The 16,412-nt window shown below is 63.3% G+C and carries 12 protein-coding genes and 2 pseudogenes; 8 read left to right on the top strand and 6 right to left on the bottom strand.

The window, feature by feature from the left end:
• The first annotated feature begins 216 nt into the window (after positions 1 to 216).
• Positions 217 to 1,299, top strand: a complete 1,083-nt coding sequence (locus tag LGM71_RS23395; RefSeq protein ID WP_226117052.1) for a porin — start codon at positions 217 to 219, stop codon at positions 1,297 to 1,299.
• A gap of 203 nt (positions 1,300 to 1,502) precedes the next feature.
• Here LGM71_RS23395 and fahA read toward each other — a convergent pair whose 3' ends face one another.
• Together fahA and LGM71_RS23385 are read right to left on the bottom strand one after the other, a co-directional pair.
• On the bottom strand, positions 1,503 to 2,825 hold the full coding sequence (gene fahA, locus LGM71_RS23390; protein WP_226116609.1) for a fumarylacetoacetase: 1,323 nt from the start codon (positions 2,823 to 2,825) through the stop codon (positions 1,503 to 1,505).
• A 13-nt stretch (positions 2,826 to 2,838) separates the two neighbouring features.
• Positions 2,839 to 3,666: a cyclase family protein gene (locus tag LGM71_RS23385; protein WP_226116607.1), complete on the bottom strand. Its 828-nt coding sequence runs from the start codon at positions 3,664 to 3,666 to the stop codon at positions 2,839 to 2,841.
• Positions 3,667 to 3,833: 167 nt separating this feature from the next.
• Here LGM71_RS23385 and LGM71_RS23380 point away from each other — a divergent pair, with 167 nt between their 5' ends.
• On the top strand, positions 3,834 to 4,535 hold the full coding sequence (locus LGM71_RS23380) for a TetR/AcrR family transcriptional regulator (protein ID WP_226116606.1): 702 nt from the start codon (positions 3,834 to 3,836) through the stop codon (positions 4,533 to 4,535).
• A gap of 560 nt (positions 4,536 to 5,095) precedes the next feature.
• Here the strand turns inward: LGM71_RS23380 and LGM71_RS23375 are convergent.
• The 4 genes and pseudogenes from LGM71_RS23375 to LGM71_RS33445 all read right to left on the bottom strand — a co-directional run.
• A protein-coding gene (locus LGM71_RS23375) for an IS3-like element ISBvi7 family transposase (RefSeq protein ID WP_226116604.1) occupies positions 5,096 to 6,219 on the bottom strand; the annotation gives its coding sequence in 2 pieces (ribosomal slippage) (positions 5,096 to 5,958 and positions 5,958 to 6,219; 1,125 coding nt in all).
• Positions 6,220 to 6,303: 84 nt separating this feature from the next.
• Positions 6,304 to 7,040, bottom strand: a pseudogene (locus LGM71_RS23370) (transposase); the annotation flags it as partial.
• 48 nt (positions 7,041 to 7,088) lie between these two features.
• Positions 7,089 to 8,312 (bottom strand): formylglycine-generating enzyme family protein, encoded by a 1,224-nt coding sequence (locus tag LGM71_RS33450; protein ID WP_413226911.1) that lies wholly within the window; start codon positions 8,310 to 8,312, stop codon positions 7,089 to 7,091.
• A 30-nt stretch (positions 8,313 to 8,342) separates the two neighbouring features.
• Positions 8,343 to 8,969 (bottom strand): annotated as a pseudogene (locus LGM71_RS33445) (caspase family protein); the annotation flags it as partial.
• Between the two features lie 394 nt (positions 8,970 to 9,363).
• Between LGM71_RS33445 and LGM71_RS23360 the strand changes: the two are divergent.
• The 6 genes from LGM71_RS23360 to LGM71_RS23330 all read left to right on the top strand — a co-directional run bounded on the left by LGM71_RS23360 (position 9,364) and on the right by LGM71_RS23330 (position 16,399).
• Positions 9,364 to 9,792, top strand: coding sequence for a DUF4399 domain-containing protein (locus LGM71_RS23360; protein WP_124615301.1), 429 nt, complete (start codon positions 9,364 to 9,366; stop codon positions 9,790 to 9,792).
• Between the two features lie 42 nt (positions 9,793 to 9,834).
• Positions 9,835 to 10,260 carry a DUF4399 domain-containing protein gene (locus LGM71_RS23355; protein WP_124629207.1) on the top strand — a complete coding sequence of 142 codons (426 nt, stop codon included), beginning with the start codon at positions 9,835 to 9,837 and terminating at the stop codon, positions 10,258 to 10,260.
• Positions 10,261 to 10,624: 364 nt separating this feature from the next.
• A complete protein-coding gene (locus LGM71_RS23350) occupies positions 10,625 to 12,100 on the top strand; it encodes an efflux transporter outer membrane subunit (protein WP_413226905.1) in 1,476 nt (491 codons plus the stop codon).
• 191 nt (positions 12,101 to 12,291) lie between these two features.
• Positions 12,292 to 14,160: an FHA domain-containing protein gene (locus LGM71_RS33195; protein ID WP_319000398.1), complete on the top strand. Its 1,869-nt coding sequence runs from the start codon at positions 12,292 to 12,294 to the stop codon at positions 14,158 to 14,160.
• Positions 14,138 to 15,547, top strand: coding sequence for an HlyD family efflux transporter periplasmic adaptor subunit (locus LGM71_RS23335; RefSeq protein WP_124629211.1), 1,410 nt, complete (start codon positions 14,138 to 14,140; stop codon positions 15,545 to 15,547). The genes LGM71_RS33195 and LGM71_RS23335 overlap by 23 nt, the downstream gene beginning before the upstream one ends.
• Before the next feature lie 99 nt (positions 15,548 to 15,646).
• Positions 15,647 to 16,399, top strand: a complete 753-nt coding sequence (locus LGM71_RS23330) for a peptidylprolyl isomerase (protein WP_226116602.1) — start codon at positions 15,647 to 15,649, stop codon at positions 16,397 to 16,399.
• The last annotated feature ends 13 nt before the right edge of the window (positions 16,400 to 16,412 follow it).

The following is a 16,412-nucleotide window of genomic DNA, read 5'->3' as shown; positions in this document are numbered from 1 at the left end:
AATGTCGCGAGGGACATCAATCCCGGACCGGCGGAGGTTCAAGAAAAACCAACGCCCCGGCGTGCACGCCTGGCAAGACTCCGAGGACAGAAGCCAAAACGGCCATCGGTCCGGTTTCATTTGATCGCCATACGTCGAGCGCCGCATAGAGGCAGACTCTTAATCAATTATTTTGTAGTCCTGCATGACTGGAGGAGACATTAAAACGTGAGCAAGATGCAAAAAATCCGCCCGATGCTGCTGATCCCTATCTCGATCGCAGTACTGGGCTTACCGCCAAAAGTGCATGCGCAAAGTAACGTCACACTGTATGGTGTCGTGGACTCCGGCGTGATGTACACGAGCCGCACCTTCGACGCTGGAGCGGGGGCGAGCGGCCCGCATCAGGTATCAGCAACGGATGGCGGGATCTCGGGTTCTCACTTCGGTATCACCGGTGCCGAGGATTTGGGAGCAGGTACAAAGGCGATCTTTACACTGGAAAGCGGCTTTACTACGAACAACGGGGCGCTGGGCAACTCAAACGGGAATCTCTTCGGGCGGCAAGCCTTCGTTGGTCTCTCCGGACACTTCGGTACCGTCAAGGCCGGCCTGCAATACTCGCCGTTCGGACTTGCGATCGTCGATACGGACGCGCGGCATGCGTCGTTCTTCGGGAGTCAGGCCGGGATTTACATGGGCAACTTTTTTGCGACCGGAATTTTCGTCGCCAATGCCGTGTCCTATACGAGCCCGACAATCGCCGGCATACAGGCGAGTGCATTGCTTGCACTGGGTGGCGATCCAAAGGGATTTCAGGCGGGGCGCCAATTTGCGGCTCGCGTGAGATACGAATGGAAAGATCTGGTCGTGAACGCGGCCCTGTTCAGTGGAAATCCCGGCGGGTCAGCCAGCATTTCTACGCCATTCCCGTCAACGATCGAATTCAGCGGTCGAATGATCGGCGCGAGCTATAGGTGGGGAGGCGCAACCTTCAAGGGATCGTACACAAGCTACAAGATCGCCGGTTCCTTCAATGAGAAAGTGTACGCTGCGGGCGGCGAATATCTGATCACGCCGACACTGTCCACCGACGTAGGCGTTTGGTACATGCGGGACAGCAACGACTCGGCGAATCACTCTTTTCTGACGTCTGCCGGGCTGGACTACTTTCTGTCGAAACGAACGACCTTGTACGGCTCCGCGGCATGCGTGAACAACCACGGGTTGATGCACACCGGGTTCACCGTGAATGGTGCGCTGTATGAGCCAACCGGTAGCAGTGTGGGCATCGTCGTTGGCGTTCGTCACCTCTTCTAGCGCGCCCGAGAAACATATGCCGTGAAAACGCCGTCAGTGTTAGTTGCTGGCGGCGATTTCACGGATGCTTCCTGGCATTGGGGGGCGGTGTTCAAGCACGATGCGCGGACACCGCGAGTCCACGGGATCGGTGCTTCAAAGCGCGAGGACCACGAATGTGGCCCTCGCATTGAATCAGTGGCCGGTTGCGAAATGACGTGCGGTCAATGAGCGCTTTCCCCGACCGGCACCTGCAAAACGGTTCCGTGGTTGGTGCCGAAACCGATTCGTGCAAAACCATCGCGTTCGCACCAGCCCCGGAAAATGACGGTATCGCCGTCGTCGAGGAACGTGCGGCTTTCACCATTGCCGATATCCACGGGTTGCACGCCGCCTGCCGTGAGTTCGATCAACGCACCGGCTTCGCCCGATGACGGGCCGGAGATGGTGCCGCTTCCTAGCAGGTCACCCGGCTGGAGGTTGCAGCCCCCCATTGTGTGGTGCGCGATCATCTGCCCCAGCGTCCAGTACTGGTGCCGGAAACTGGTGCGCGTCAACGTACGCGGTTGCAGCCCTTGCGTGAGCTGACGCGCGCTGAGGATCGACACCTCGAGCTGGATGTCGAACGCCCCGGCCGTGCTGTTGTCGCCTGAAGACAGGTAATCGAGTGGCTGCGGGCGTTCGGCGACGCGTGACCACGTGGTGCGGTAAGGCAACAATGCTTCGAGGGTTACCAGCCAGGGCGATATCGTCGTCGCGAAATTTTTCGCGAGGAATGGCCCGAGCGGCTGCATTTCCCACGACTGGATGTCGCGCGCGGACCAATCGTTCAGCAGGCAGAGTCCGAAAATGTGCCGTTGAGCCTCACGCAGCGGGATTGAAGTACCGCGTGGATTGCCGACCCCGATCACTGCGCCCAGTTCCAGCTCGTAGTCGAGCCGGCGACATGCATCGTGAACGGGAGAGGCGGACGGATTCGGGCGATATTGTCCCTTTGGCCGGTAGACCTGCTGACCGCTGACGCCAATCGACGACACGCGGCCATGATAAGCGATGGGTAACCAGTCGAAATTCGGGCTGATCGCCATGCCGAGCGGGCGGCTGCAGTTCACCGCATGATCGAGAGAGGTGTAGAAATCGGTGTAGTCGCCGATGCGCACGGGTACGGCGTACTCGGCTTCCGCTTGTGATACCAGCGTCTTCCGTACGCCCGGCTCATGCGGACTACCGGCCCGAAGCAGTTCGAAGAGTGAGTGGCGCAGTGCCTGCCAGGCAGCCGGCCCCATATCGAGCAGTGCATTCAGCGTGGTTGCTGTTGCCGCTCGCGCGGCCTCGACTGCCAGACCGTCCATGCAGCCCGCCTGCTGTAGCGCAGCGAGGTCAACGATCTGGTCGCCGATCGCGATCCCGCCACGCCAGGTCTCGCCGCCGCCTCGGCGGCGAAACACGCCGATTGGCAAATTCTGCAACGGAAAGTCGGTCCCCGCCACGTTGGCCGCTTCGAGCCAGCTGCGTTGAGTGACGTCGTGTGTGTGATTCAGTTCCATTGAGGCTCCTCGCCTATACGGTTCGATGCAGGTCGCAAGCTGTTGCATTGAGGGCGTCGTCGAAGATCGCGACTGCGCGAGTCCAGCCAGCGGAGGCACCCCGGATTTTGTGCGGGAAGCACGAGATGAAGAAGCCGTGAGGTGGCAGCACCTCGAGATTGTGGAGTTTTTCCAGATGGCAATAGCCGATCTTGCGGCCGGCCTTATGTCCTTCCCAGATCAGCGATGCATCACGCGTTTCGGCATATTTTTTTGCGGTATGTACGAATGGTGCGTCCCAACTCCACGCGTCGGTGCCAGTCAGGCGAACCCCTCGCTCGAGCAGGTACATGGTTGCGTCGAAGCCCATGCCGCAACCCGAGGAAACATAGTCGGGTTGTCCATAGCGCTTGCCTGCACGCGTGTTGATGACGACGATATCAAGCGGCTTGAGATCGTGGCCGATGCGCGCAAGCTCGAATTCGACGTCAGTAGCGGTCACGACGTAGCCATCGTCGAAGCCAGTGAAATCAAGCTTCACGCCGGGTTGGAAGCACCAATCGAGCGGGACTTCGTCGATGGTTGTCGAACGCTGCCGCTCGCCCTTCGAATCGTTCATCGTGCTGTGGAAGTGGTACGGCGCATCCAGATGAGTACCGTTGTGTGTGCTCAACTGAATGTGTTCGATGGCCCAGCCTTCGTTGTCAGGCAGGTCGGTTTCCTGTAGGCCGGGAAAGAAGGCCGTAACGGCTTTGGCCGTATTCCGGTGCGTCAGATACTGAATCTTGGGGCCGTAACCCGGTGGATCGGAAATGACGTCGTTTTCCAGATAGATCGAAAGATCGACGAAGCGTCGTGACATGTGCGGTTGCTCCTGGTTTGGGGGACTTACCACCGACGCCGCATAGCACCGTTCATGTTATGCAGACTGTACGATCGTACAGTCAGTATTGTGTTGGTGTAAACTGGCGGCGCGTAATGAACGGAATGGCATTCGCGGTAATCGAGTCACAGGACAGCGGAGACACCATGCAATCGAAGGAAGTCACGGGACGGGCGACCGGCGTCCGGCGCGGGAAGGGAGCGCAACAGGCGGTCGAGACGAGCAAGCGCGAGCGGGTGCTCGACGTGGCAGAGCGGCTGTTCGCCGAAGGCGGTTTCGATGGCGTTTCGATGCGGGATATTGCGTCGGCGGCAGAGGTTGGGCTGCCGCTGATCGTGTATCACTTCGAGACGAAGATGGGCCTGTACCGCGCCCTGTTCGAGCGCCGCAAGACGGTGCTCGACACCCGGTTGGCTTTGCTTCGTGAACCAGTCGCCGAAGGTGAAGACCCGCTTGAGCATATCGTGCGAGCCTTCGTGCTCCCGGTGATGCAAATCCAGAATACCGAGTCCGGACTTGCGTATGCCAAACTCGTTGCGCGCGAAGCTTCCGATCCACGCGAGGCCGAGCGCGGCATCGTTGCTGAATATTTCGATCCGTTTGCTGCGGAATTCATCAAGGAAATCAGGAGAACGCTGCCAGGCCAAAGCGCCAACTATGCGCACTGGGCTTACTTGTTCGCGGTGGGCGCGTTGGTGATGAGCGCGTTCGACAGTCGCATCGAGCGTATCTCGGGCGGCAAGATCAAGGCCGGCGCCCTGAAGCGCAAGGCCGAGCATCTGGTGACTTTCATTTCCGCCGGGATTCGCGCTGGCGCAACCTCTGACGCGCGTGCACCAGCCGCTTAGGCGGCACCTTGTTGTTAAACGCCATTTGCATCGATCGTGACGAAAGTTTGCGCTATCCCGCTGGGGTGATTGTGTGAGCCAGACACATCCCGTGCTGATTCGCAAACAGGGACACCTAGTCAAGTTGGTCCGCATTGAACCCGTCGAAAGGGGCCGCCGAAGTCGCGCGATCGCGGCCAGGCGGTCGCGGTATACGTCGGGGAGTCTGGCCGTTTCGTATCGACGAACCGTTACCAGCGGAGTTGGCCCACGTACTATCCCGCGATGAGCGCAGAACGCTCGCGTGCTGGATGTCCGTCTATCGATAAGATCAGGCTCGTGCCTGTGCCGCGCCGGTTCTTGCCAGCGCCCCCCGGCAATTCGAGGCGATTATCGCTGTGCTCGAAGGCAGCAGCGGATACCTTGTCGGTGGAGGATGCAGACTACCTTTGGGCGCAAAGGCAGGCGATCGCGCGCACGCTGAAACGGGCAGGGCGAACCTGCCTCCGGTTTGCCGTGCCATTCGATGTACGCTCGCGTTGCTTCGTGAACGGTCCCGGTTTTCAGTGCCAAAGGCAATGTTAGTCTTCGGCGTTCTGTTGGTCCGTCAGTTGGGCCTGCAGGCCCAACTGACGGACGTATTCGGCAGGCGGCACTTCACCGAGAGCCCTGTGAGGCCGACTCTCGTTGTATTCGACCCGCCATCGTTCAATCTGCTCCCTGGCATCGGCCAGCGATGTGAACCAGTGCACGTTCAGGCATTCATCGCGTAGCGTGCCGTTGAACGACTCCACGAATGCGTTATCCGTTGGCTTGCCGGGCCGGCTGAAGGCAATCTCAACCTTGTGATGGTAAGCCCACAGGTCCATCACCTGACTCGTAAATTCCGAGCCGTTGTCACAAAACAGCGTGCGGGGCGCTCCGCGTTTGCTCCTCAGTTCATCCAGTGCACGCACGACATCTGAAGCGCTCAATCGCTGACCAACATCGATGGCTAGTGCTTCGCGCGTAAAGACGTCGATGATGGTCAGCGCGCGGAACCTCTGGCCGTTCGAAAGCTGGTCGGCGACGAAGTCCAAGCTCCACGCCTGATTTGCCGCCGTCGACTTTGCACGTGCCGGGCGGCTCATCTGCGCACGTCGCTTGCGATTTGGTCTGTAGCGCAGTGACAGCCCTTCCTCACGATACAGACGGTACAGCCGATTCTTGCTGACCTGATAGCCCTCCCGTAGCAGCAGCACGCGTATCTTGCGGTAACCATAGCGCACCCGCGTCGCCGCGATTTCACACATGCGCTGCCGCAATGCAGTCTGCGGGTCGCGGTGGCTGCGATACTGGTACACCGAGCGCGATATGGCCACCAGACGACAGGCACGCCGCTCTGCTACTCCATAGGCGGACTTTAGATAATCCACGACGCGGCGCCGCGGCGAGGACTTCACCACTTTTTTTTCAACACGTCAGTCAGCATCGCCTTGTCCAACGTCAGCTCCGCGACCACCTTCTTCAGTTGGGCGTTCTCGTCTTGAAGCTGCTTGAGCTGTCGCACCTGGTCCGTCTGCAAACCGGCATACACCTTCTTCCAGCGATAGAAGGTTTGCTCCGAAATGCCCACGTGACGAATCAGTTCCGCTACCGGCATGCCTGCTTCGGCCTGTTTCAACACCGCCACAATCTGCTCGACACTGAAGCGCTTGCGTTTCATCGTACGGCTCCTTTCATACTGAAAAAGTCCGCCGAAAACTCGCTTACATCATGGCACTGTTTACTGGGGGGCCGCTCATCGATGAATGGCTAACAGCTCTGGCAACGGATAGGTTTGTTTCAGGACATCAACCAGCATCGTCTTCTCCCGGTTGCTCAGGAGATGCGGGGCGATGCCCATTCTTTTTTTACCAGTTCGTTCGCCTTCTCGAGGATGTCGCGCTCGAGCTCCAGCTTCCGGATGTCGCGTCGAAGCGATTCGACCTGCTGCTCCAGCTCCGCATGCTCAAGGTTCGACGCTGGCTTCTTTGGGCGCCTCATAGATGCTGGAACCTCCCGACCGAGTAGCTGGCTCTTCCAGTTGTGGAGCAAAGGCCTGCTCACACCCGCTCTTTGGGCAACTACGCTTGCGCTTTCATCCCTGGTGCACAGTTCAATGACCGCCGCTTGCCTGGCCTCGCGCGATTTTGGAACGCGATCAGCCACTCTGCCGACCCTACGCTTTCCGATCTCGGGGCACAATTCCTCGATCCATTTGGCAAACGTCCCGCGACTCGGATAGCCAAAAGCCTGCAAGGTCGCCGCAGCACATCGGTCATGACTCAGATAGTGATCGACGGCAGTCTGTTTCTGTGCGGCCGAATACCTTGGCGCGGTACGAACATAGCCGATTCGTAAATCATGACGCTGTTGGTATTCGCGATGCCGCGCCTTCAGCGAATTTTTTGTCGGGTAACCCAGCAGTCTGATGGTTGCCTTGATGCGCTTGCCCGACTTCAAATAAAGCTCAACCGCACGAATGCGATCTTCGTACGAGTACATGAACTACCTCCAGGTAGTCCAAGTTTTTGTCCGCACTCCCTATTCGACCTACTTCACGTCCCGGGCCACGCGAAACCCGTTCGCCGAGAAACGTACGCTGCTGTCGTATTTGAAGCGTGTCGAGACCGGCATGTAGGCCGTACCATCACGCCACGAGCCGCCGCGGATGACGCGTACCTGGCAATTCGGCTCGTCCCACGAGCGGCCGTCGGCAGGCGCATTCTTGTACGAGGTGTGCCAGCAATCGCTGACCCATTCCCACACGCCACCGGCCATGTCGTAGAAGCCGAGCGGATTGGCCGCGAACGTGCCGACGTTATCCGGTGCATCGGCACGCCACGGTGGACCGCAGTCCTTGCAGTTCGCATTGCCCGTGCGCATCTCGTTGCCCCACCAATAGCGCGTTGCGGTGCCGCCGCGCGCCGCGAATTCCCATTCGGCCTCGGTCGGCAATCGGTAAGACTTCCCGCTTATTTTCGACAGCCATTTCACGTACTGTTGCGCATCGTCCCAACTCAGATCGCGCGCAGGCGCGTTCGCTGCCGTATTGCTTTCGCTGGGCAGGCGCGGACAGGCGCCCGCATCACGGCACGCGTTCCATTGCGCGACCGTCACCACATACTTCGCCATTGCGAAGGAATGATCGAGCGTCACGCGATGCGCAGGTTTTTCCGACGGATCGCCAGAATTGCTACCCATTGCGAACGTCCCTGGACCGACCGCCAGCATCACGGGGCATGCAGGGCAATCCCGGATTTCATTGGCGGCCGTCGCGCCACCTTTCTGCGGTGGTGCCGATGGGTTCGCCACCGCAGCGGGAGGCGGTGCCTTCGGCGGTGATCCAGGCGTGTGCGCAGGTTGCGCCGCCGTCGATGCCGGCGCCGGAACGGGGGCGGGGGCCGGCGTGGGGATCGCCGTCCGTGCGGGCGCGGACGCCGCGGGCACCTTGGGCGCAGCCGCGCGCAGTCGTGCGAGACGGGCCTGCGCCAATTGCGCGAAGCGGCCGTTCGGGTAAGTCTTCAGATAGGCCTCGTAATCGCCGGCCTCCTTGCTGTCCTTGATCGACTCCCAGAACGTAATTTCGTACTGTTCGGCGCTGTCCTTGGGCATCACGCCCCGGCTATCGGGCGTGACGACGCCGATGTCGGCCAACACGTCGGATCGTTGCGCCGTACCGCCGCCGGCATGTACCACGCCGGTTCCTGCACGACGCGACCCGGTGAACGCAAACGTCGCTGCCGCATCGGAAAGGGAAGACGCGATCCAGGGCATCTGCCGATGCCCGGTGGCGCTTGCAACCATCGCGCCGGCACGGTCAAGGACCTGTTCGATACCGAGTCCCGGCATCGCGAGCGCCTGCAACAGCGCCGCCGTATAGACACCATGCGTTGCACCGTCGGCGGCGCCTTCGCCAGGCGCTGCCGCATAGGCGACGAGCGTATGCGGCGGTGGCTTTCGGGCCGACACGTTGCCGGCACCGGGAGGCGCGATCAGGCAGGAATCCAGAATGATCAGATCAATGCGGTCGCCGTGCGGCCGCGACGTCGCATCGAACACGGTCTGCAGGTCGATACCCGTTCGCGACAGGCCGGCCGGAGAACCGACGTCGGCGTCGACCGGCGCGAGCCAGGTCGTTCCGCCCGCGCTGGCACCGTGGCCCGCGAAATAGACCAGCCCGGTGCCGCTGGCCGCGATGCGGCGCTCGAAGGTGGCAAGCCCGTCGAGCATTTGCTGCCGGGTCGCGTTGCGCAACGTGATGACATCGAAGCCGAGCGCCTGCAGCGCATCGCCCATCGCATCGGCATCGCGGACGGGATTGGCGAGCGGGTGTTCGCGATATGCGCCGTTGCCGATCACGAGCGCGACGCGATGCGGTTCAATTGACGGTGCACGCGCGGAAGCTGCCGGCGGTACTGCAAAAGGATGCATGTCCTCGCCGGAGCAGGGGCCCGAGGCCACCGAGATCGACGCAAACAGGCATGCGGGCAAGAGTATTCGCCACATATTCGGGCCCCCAGGGTGCGCCGTCGGACGAGGTGCCGAAGGCGGAGCACAGCCGTTGCCGGGTGTCCTGTCGCGGCGAGCGCAATGCCGACGTGCGGCGGGCACTGGCAGGACACATTCAAGATAGCACGTGCGCTCGGCGGCGATCTCCGGATCCACCCGCGTGTTTTGCAAAAAACAGACATACGCGGACACGCATCGCGCTCGGCCCATTACCCCGGGACATCGTTATGTGTCTTCCTGTCGATTACGTCCTAAGCTGTTAGACACGCTCCACTGTCCGACGCCGCGCGCCGCCACCAACGCGAGGAGCAATACGATGCGAAGAAGGGCTACGTTGTTGGCTTTGGCCGCCACCGTCCTGGCGCCGAGGATCGCGTTTGCCGCCGGGCGTACGTCTTCGCCGCCCGGCGCCGAGGCATACATCATCTGGCCGTCGGACGGTGCGACGATCACGGGCGGCAAGTTCTGGGTGCGCATGGGCCTGCGCAACATGGGCATCTGCCCGAAAGGCATCGAGCGGCCCAACGTGGGCCATCATCATCTGCTCATCGATACCGATCTCCCGCCGCTGGACCAGCCGATACCGTCGGACCGGAATCATCTCCATTACGGCGCTGGTCAAACCGAGGCGCGCATCGAGCTTCCTCCCGGCAAGCACACGCTGCAGTTGCTGATGGGCGACCACGACCACGTGCCGCACGATCCGCCGGTGTACTCGAAGAAGATCACGATCACGGTCAAGTAGCGCGCCATGCCGCGCCCGCCGCACGAACCGGGAATTGCCGCTATGAACAAGCTCATCCTCTTCGCCGTTGCCTTGACGCTGCTATGGACAGGGTCGACGACCGCGGAGACCAGCACGCATCCCCCGAAGGCCATCGTCTACATCGGATGGCCCAACGATGGCCAGGTTCTGCCGGCGGGACGTCCGTTCCGGGTGTGGTTCGGCTTGCGCGACATGGGTGTCGCGCCGTCGCATGTGCCGTTTCCGAACACGGGCCACCATCACCTGCTGGTCGATACGGACCTGCCGCCGATGGACCAGCCGATTCCGTCCGACCGGAATCACCTGCATTTCGGCGCGGGCGAAACCGAAACCACGCTGGAGCTTCCTCCGGGCAAGCACACGCTGCAACTCCTGATGGGCGACGCCAACCACGTGCCGCAAAATCCCCCCATCTACTCGAAGAAAATCACGATCAACGTGAAGTGACGTCGCGCGCACCGAGCCACGGACGCGTGGCGTGCGCGTGCGCGAGCGGGCGCGCTCCGGACGGCAACGCTGCCGCCCATCGCGCGAGCACATGTGTCTGTGCATTCCCGACATCATGGGCCGGAACTGTCGGCGGCGACCCGCCATGCTTCCTTGAGCCGGGTATCGCGCACCGATCGCCGGAACCCCCGTCTTCGTCGCTCGAACCCGCGCCGGCAAGCCACCCGGCGAGATTTCCGCTGATCCTGCGCACGGCTGGCACGCCCCATGCGGTATGAGACGCGAGCGTGCCACGCAGCAGCATCAACACCAACACATCCACCCGATCCCGCATCGTCGCCGCGTTCCTTCCAAGGAGTCGATCGTGAACATCCACCTGTCGCCGACTGCCACGCGCAACCTCCGCGGTCTCACGCGGTCGCTTGCCCGCATCGCCGGTTCCGCCGGCGCATGCGCGGCGTTGCTGTCTGGCTGCATGGACCTGAACATGCCCGTCTACCAGCGCCCGGAGATGCCGGCAAAGACCACCTGGGCGCACGCGCACGGGCCGGTATCCGCATCGGACGCGGTCAATGCCGAATGGTGGAAGCGCTTCGACGATCCGACGCTCGACGCGCTCATCGACAAGGCCATCGCGGGCAACGTCGACATCAAGGTGCTGGCGGCGCGCATCGGTGTGGCCGGCGCACAGGTCGGCGAAGTCCAGGCGGGCGCGCTGCCGAGTGTCGATCTCGGCGCGGGCGTGGACTTCGAGAAGAACACGCATCAAGCGCCGTCGAGGACCTACAACCTCGGCAGCCAGGTGAACTGGGAGATCGACATCTGGGGCAAGGTCGAGAAAGGCGTGCAGGCGCAGAAGGCCGAATACCATGCGACCGAAGCCGACTGGCGCGCGGGCTACCTGACGCTCGTCGCCGACGTGTCGAGCACCTATTTCGAGATCCTCCGGTTCGACGACCAGATCGAACAGGAACAGCGCACGCTCGACAAGAACCGCCAGATCCTCGCGATCTACCAGTCAATGTTTGCGAACGGCGTCGCGCCGCAGACGGAAGTGCTGCGGCAGAGCGCGGAGATCAACGGCCTGGCGAACCAGCTGATCGAACTGCATCGGTCGCGCGACACGGCCGAGAACGCGCTCGCGACGCTGCTGGGCGTCCCGGCCGGCGAGTTCAGGATGCCTGCCGGCCATCTCCGGCAGCGCGTCAAGCTGCCGGACGTGCCGATGGGACTGCCCGCGCAACTGCTCGCGCGCCGGCCGGATGTCGTGGCCGCGCAGTATCGCGTGCTCGAATCGTATGACGAAGTGGGTGCGGCGAAGCTGGCGCAATTGCCGTCGATCAGCCTGACGGGGCGCGGCGGCACGGCGGCATTTGCGCTATCGGATCTCTTCAAGGCCTTCACGTTCAGCTTCCTGCCTAGCATCAACCTGCCGATGTTCGACCCGAGCGTGCACGCGCACATCAAGACGACCGAGGCGCAGACCCGGGTGGCCGAGCAGCAGTACCGGCAGACCGTGTTCACCGCGTTCAAGGAAGTGGAAAACGCGCTCGTCGATCTCGACGCGCACAAGCAGCAGCGCGTGCAGTTGCAGCAGCAGAGTGCGCGTCTGCGCACCGTCGCCGCGCAGGTGGAGGCGCAGCTCAAGGAAGGGCTCGTGTCGCAGCTCGAGGTGCTCGAATCGGAACGTGCGGTGGCATCCGCGGAACTCGCGCTGCTCGCGAATCATCAGCAGATTCTGAGCGACACGGTCACGCTCTACAAGGCAATCGGCGGCGGCTGGCGCGCGGTCGAAGTCTCGAATGCAAGCAGCGAGCCGGTCCGGCAAGCGATGCAATGAACACGCCAGCCCTGCGCAGCCGCGCGATCGGTGCCAGCCGATTGACTACCGCAATCCGTCGCCTAAACTTTTTTCACGATCGTGCCGCCGCGTGCCTTCGCGGCGCGGCTTCACACGGGTGGTTCGAAAGCGCGTCGCGTTTCCTGCGCCGCATGCCCATTGGCGGGCGCATGTCGATCGTTGGCCGAATCATGGTTCCAGACGCCGCTTCGATTGCCGAGAAACAAGCCGCGCTCGCCCGGCAGTTCGACATCGTGCTCAAGCCGGTTTCCCTTCCAGAGCTGAGCGAGATCCGGATCGACAAGGCGCTGTTCGCAGTCGGGCGGACCAACACGCCGTTCGCGTCCGCGCGGCCCGAACTGGTGGCCGATCTGTCGCGCCGGCATGCGCGCATTTTCTTTGAAGGCAGCGCGGCCTATGTCGCCGATCTCGGCAGCAAGAACGGTACGGCTGTCAACGGTGTCGATGTCGGCGACAAGCCGCACCTGCTGCGCGACGGCGACGAACTGCGCTTCGCCGGCGCGCTGGCGTATCGCGTCGCGTTCGTGCCGCGCGCGACGCATCAGCCGGCTCGGCCGGTCGTCGTCACGCTGTCGCCGGAGCGCGGCGATCTCGGCCTGCAACCGGTCATCATTACCGCCTTCCCGTTCCTCGTGAGCAAGACCGACGACACGTTCGCCTGCTACCGGAACGCGTATCCGCATCAGGTCAACTATCTGTCGCGACGTCATGCGCACATCTACGTGCAGGACGGCGACGTCTTCGTGGAAGACCTCGGCAGCACGAACGGCACGTTCGTCGACGGCCGGCGCCTCGATGAGCATGCGGTGCCGCTCGGCGACGGCGCGATGCTCGCGTTCGGCGGCGATCATTTCGTCTATCGCGTCGCGGTGCAGCGCGAGCCGGGGCCGGACTCGACCGTGACGGGCACGTCAGCGCCCGGCGCTGCCGCGAATGCGGTCGCCGCAGACCCCGACCGCACGACCTTCGTCGATACCGCGCATTCGTTCCTCGACATCTTCTGCACGGTGCCGGCCGTTCAGCAGGACGACGAGGTCAACCCGCACGCCGCGCATGGCGCCGCCGAAACCGCGCATGACGCGCGCCACCGGCGCGGCAGGGTCGAAGTCTTCCTGTCGGAGCTGAGCGAGGCGTTCGGCGGTAGCGGGCGCGTCAACCTGCGCCGGCTCGGCTGGTGGAGCGGCGGGTTGCTCGCGGCGGTCGTCCTGCTGTTCGCGACACTGTATTTCCGCGATGCGCCGCTGCGCGAGATGCATGCGTTGCTGGCGCGCGGCGACACCGCGCAGGCGGCGCAACTCGCCGACCGCCATCTCGCGAGCCATCCGGACGACCCGGCGTTCCTCGCGCTCGGTACCGAGGCACTCGTTCGGTCGAAAGTACCGGACTGGATCGCCGCAATGAACGCGCGCGCGTTCGACCGCGCCCGCACCGTCGTGCAGGAGATGCGCGCGCTTGCCCGTCATAACGCCGACGCACAACCGCTCGTCGACGAAGTGGCGTGGATCGGCGAGCTGCAGGCGTTCGTTGCCGGTCGCGGCGGGGCGGAAGCGCCGATCCGCATCTACCGCGACGAAGCGCCGATCAAGGCATTGACCGGCCGTTGGAACGACGACCCGGGTGCGCATCAGCGGCTGCTCGACCGGATTTCGTCATACGTTCCCGCGTTCGGCGTGCTGTATGCCGACGCGCTCAGTCAGTTGCGCAAGCTGCAGAGCGACAACTCCGTCTATGTGGCCGCGCTTGAGCGGTTGCAGCGCGCGATCGCGTCGGCGCTCGACGACGACCGGCTGGACGCGCTCCCGGCGCTGCTCGCCGATGACGAGCAGCGCTATCCGCGCCTCGGCGGCCTCGACGCCGTGCGTGCCGATCTGCAGCAGTACCTGCAGTTCGAGAGCGACGCGCGGGCCGGGCACGGACCGGCCGTACTGGATCGCCTCAAGCAGTTCCGCTTCGCGACGCCGCAATTCGCCGCGCATGTCCCGACCCTGGAACGGCTCGCTTCTTCGGGAGGGCGCGGTGAAGCTCGACAGTCTCCTTAAGCGCGCGCGGCAGGCAACGCCGCCGGAGCCGCCGCGCTCGCTGGGCGAGGCGCTGGAGGATCACAGCGTCGAAGGCATCGCGATCCTGACGGCGCGGCCATGGCGGCTCACGCAGGCGACCATCATCGCGATGGTCGGGCTCGTCGTGTGTGCACTGCTGTGGTCGTTCGTCGGCCGCGCCGATGTGATCGTGACCGCGCAGGGCGCGCTTGCGCCGGAGTCCGAGGTGCGCCGCATCTACGCGCCCGTCGACGGCGAGCTGGTGGACATCTATATCGCGGAAGGTCAGCCGGTCGAAAAGAACGACGTGATCGGCCGGATCAACGCGCGCGGCGCGATCGAGGCGGCGACCAACGCGCTCGATGCACGCCTCAAGCTCGACGACGCGGAGCGCGAATGGAAGCAGTTCCCGGACAAGAAGCAGCTGATGGAGCGCAAGGCCGACGCATTGAAGCAACAGATCGAGGTCGAAGAGCACCTGCACCAGAACCGCATTGCCGAAGGCACCAGCAAGCTCGCGCAATCGCAACGCGCGCAGATCGACGAAGCGCGCAGCAATATCGACAATGCGCGCCACGCACTCGATCTCGCGAAGGACGAACAGGACAAGTACGCGCGCCTGTTCGCACTGCCGGGCGGCGGCGGCGTGTCGCAGAGCCAGGTGGAACAGAAGCGCAGCGCGTACCTGCAGGCCCAGGACAGCTACCGCGTCGCGCAAGCGCGGCTCTCGCAGCTCGAGGCGCAGCAGAGCCACGAGTTCGCGCAGGCGAAGGCGCAGCTCGAGGGTAGCGGCGAGACGCTGACCGGGCTGCGCATCCAGTACGACGCGACCGTGCGCGACATCGCGAACACCGAAGAGAAGCTGCGTCTGCAGGTGCAGACGGCGCGCCTCGCCGCGGATGCCGCCGCTCGGATCCGCTTCGAGAACATCGACAAGGACAATTTCCTGCTCGTGCTGGCGCCCGTCTCCGGCGTGATCACCGACGTGACCACGACGCAGCCCGGCGACAAGATACTCGCCAACACGCCGCTCGGCAGCATCGCGCCGTCCGATGCGCGGCCGGTGGTGAAGGTCGCGATCGCGGAGCAGGACCGCGCGTTTCTGCATGAGGGCTTGCCCGTGAAGCTCAAGTTCAATGCGTTTCCGTATCAGCGCTATGGCGTGATCGACGGCACGCTGGAATACATCTCGCCGGCGACCAAGCCGCAGGCGCAGACGAAGGAACCCGTCTACGAAGGCCGCGTGGCGCTGGTGCGCAACGCGTACACGATTGCCGGCACGACCTACCCGCTGCGCTACGGGATGACGGCCACGGCGGAAATCGTGGTGCGCGAGCGCCGCCTGATCGGGTTCGCGCTGGACCCGTTCAGGCAGATCGCGGGTTGAGGGAGACTGCCACGGCGTCGTGGGGTGGAGCAGGTGGTGATGCGAGGCACCGGCGGCGAATCAGGGCGAATCGCCGCGTACAGGATCAAGGGGAACGAAATGACGGCAATAGTGCGTATCGACGACGAGGTGATCGGCACCGACGACTTCATCCGCGTGCTGAAGCTCACCGGGCAGTTCGAGGGCCTCGTCGAGCAGCAGGTTCGCGACCGGCTGACGGTGATCGCGGCGCGCAAGATGGGCATGCAGGTGACGCCGGCGGAAATCCAGGAGCGTGCCGACCAGTTTCGTCGCGTGCGCGGACTGCACCGCGCCGCGGACATGAACCGCTACCTGGACGTGTTCGGCGTTAGTCTCGACGAGTTCGAGCGATTCATCACCGACACGCTGTACCAGGAAAAGACGCTCGACACGGTGTGCAGCGATGCGGCCGTCGAAGCGTACTTCAAGCTCAATTCGCCGAAGTTCGACAGCATCGAGGTCAGTCACATCGTGCTGGATTCGGAGGGCAAGGCACGCGAAATGATGGCGCTTCTGGAGGACGACCCGGGCTGCTTCGGCGACATGGCGCGCGGGCATTCGATCGCCGACACGAGCGAGCGTGGCGGCGTGATCGGCAAGGTGCTGCGCGGCTCGCTGAAGACGGATATCGAGGCCAAGGTGTTCAACGCGCGGGTGGGAGACCTGCTCGGGCCGTTCGCGGCGCCCGACGGCGCGTTCTTCGAGATCTTCTCGGTGACCGCGAAACACCCGGCCGCGCTCGACGCCGACGTCGCGTCGGAGGTGCGTCGCCTGCTGCGCGAGGAGTGGCTCGCCGAGCGCGCGCAGGAACACATCATCGATGCACGCTGATCACGGAGAACCG

The organism is Burkholderia sp. AU33545, from assembly GCF_020419685.1.
Lineage (GTDB): Bacteria > Pseudomonadota > Gammaproteobacteria > Burkholderiales > Burkholderiaceae > Burkholderia > Burkholderia diffusa.
Note: the sequence above shows the minus strand (reverse complement) of the source record. Positions and strands in the feature narration are given on the sequence as shown.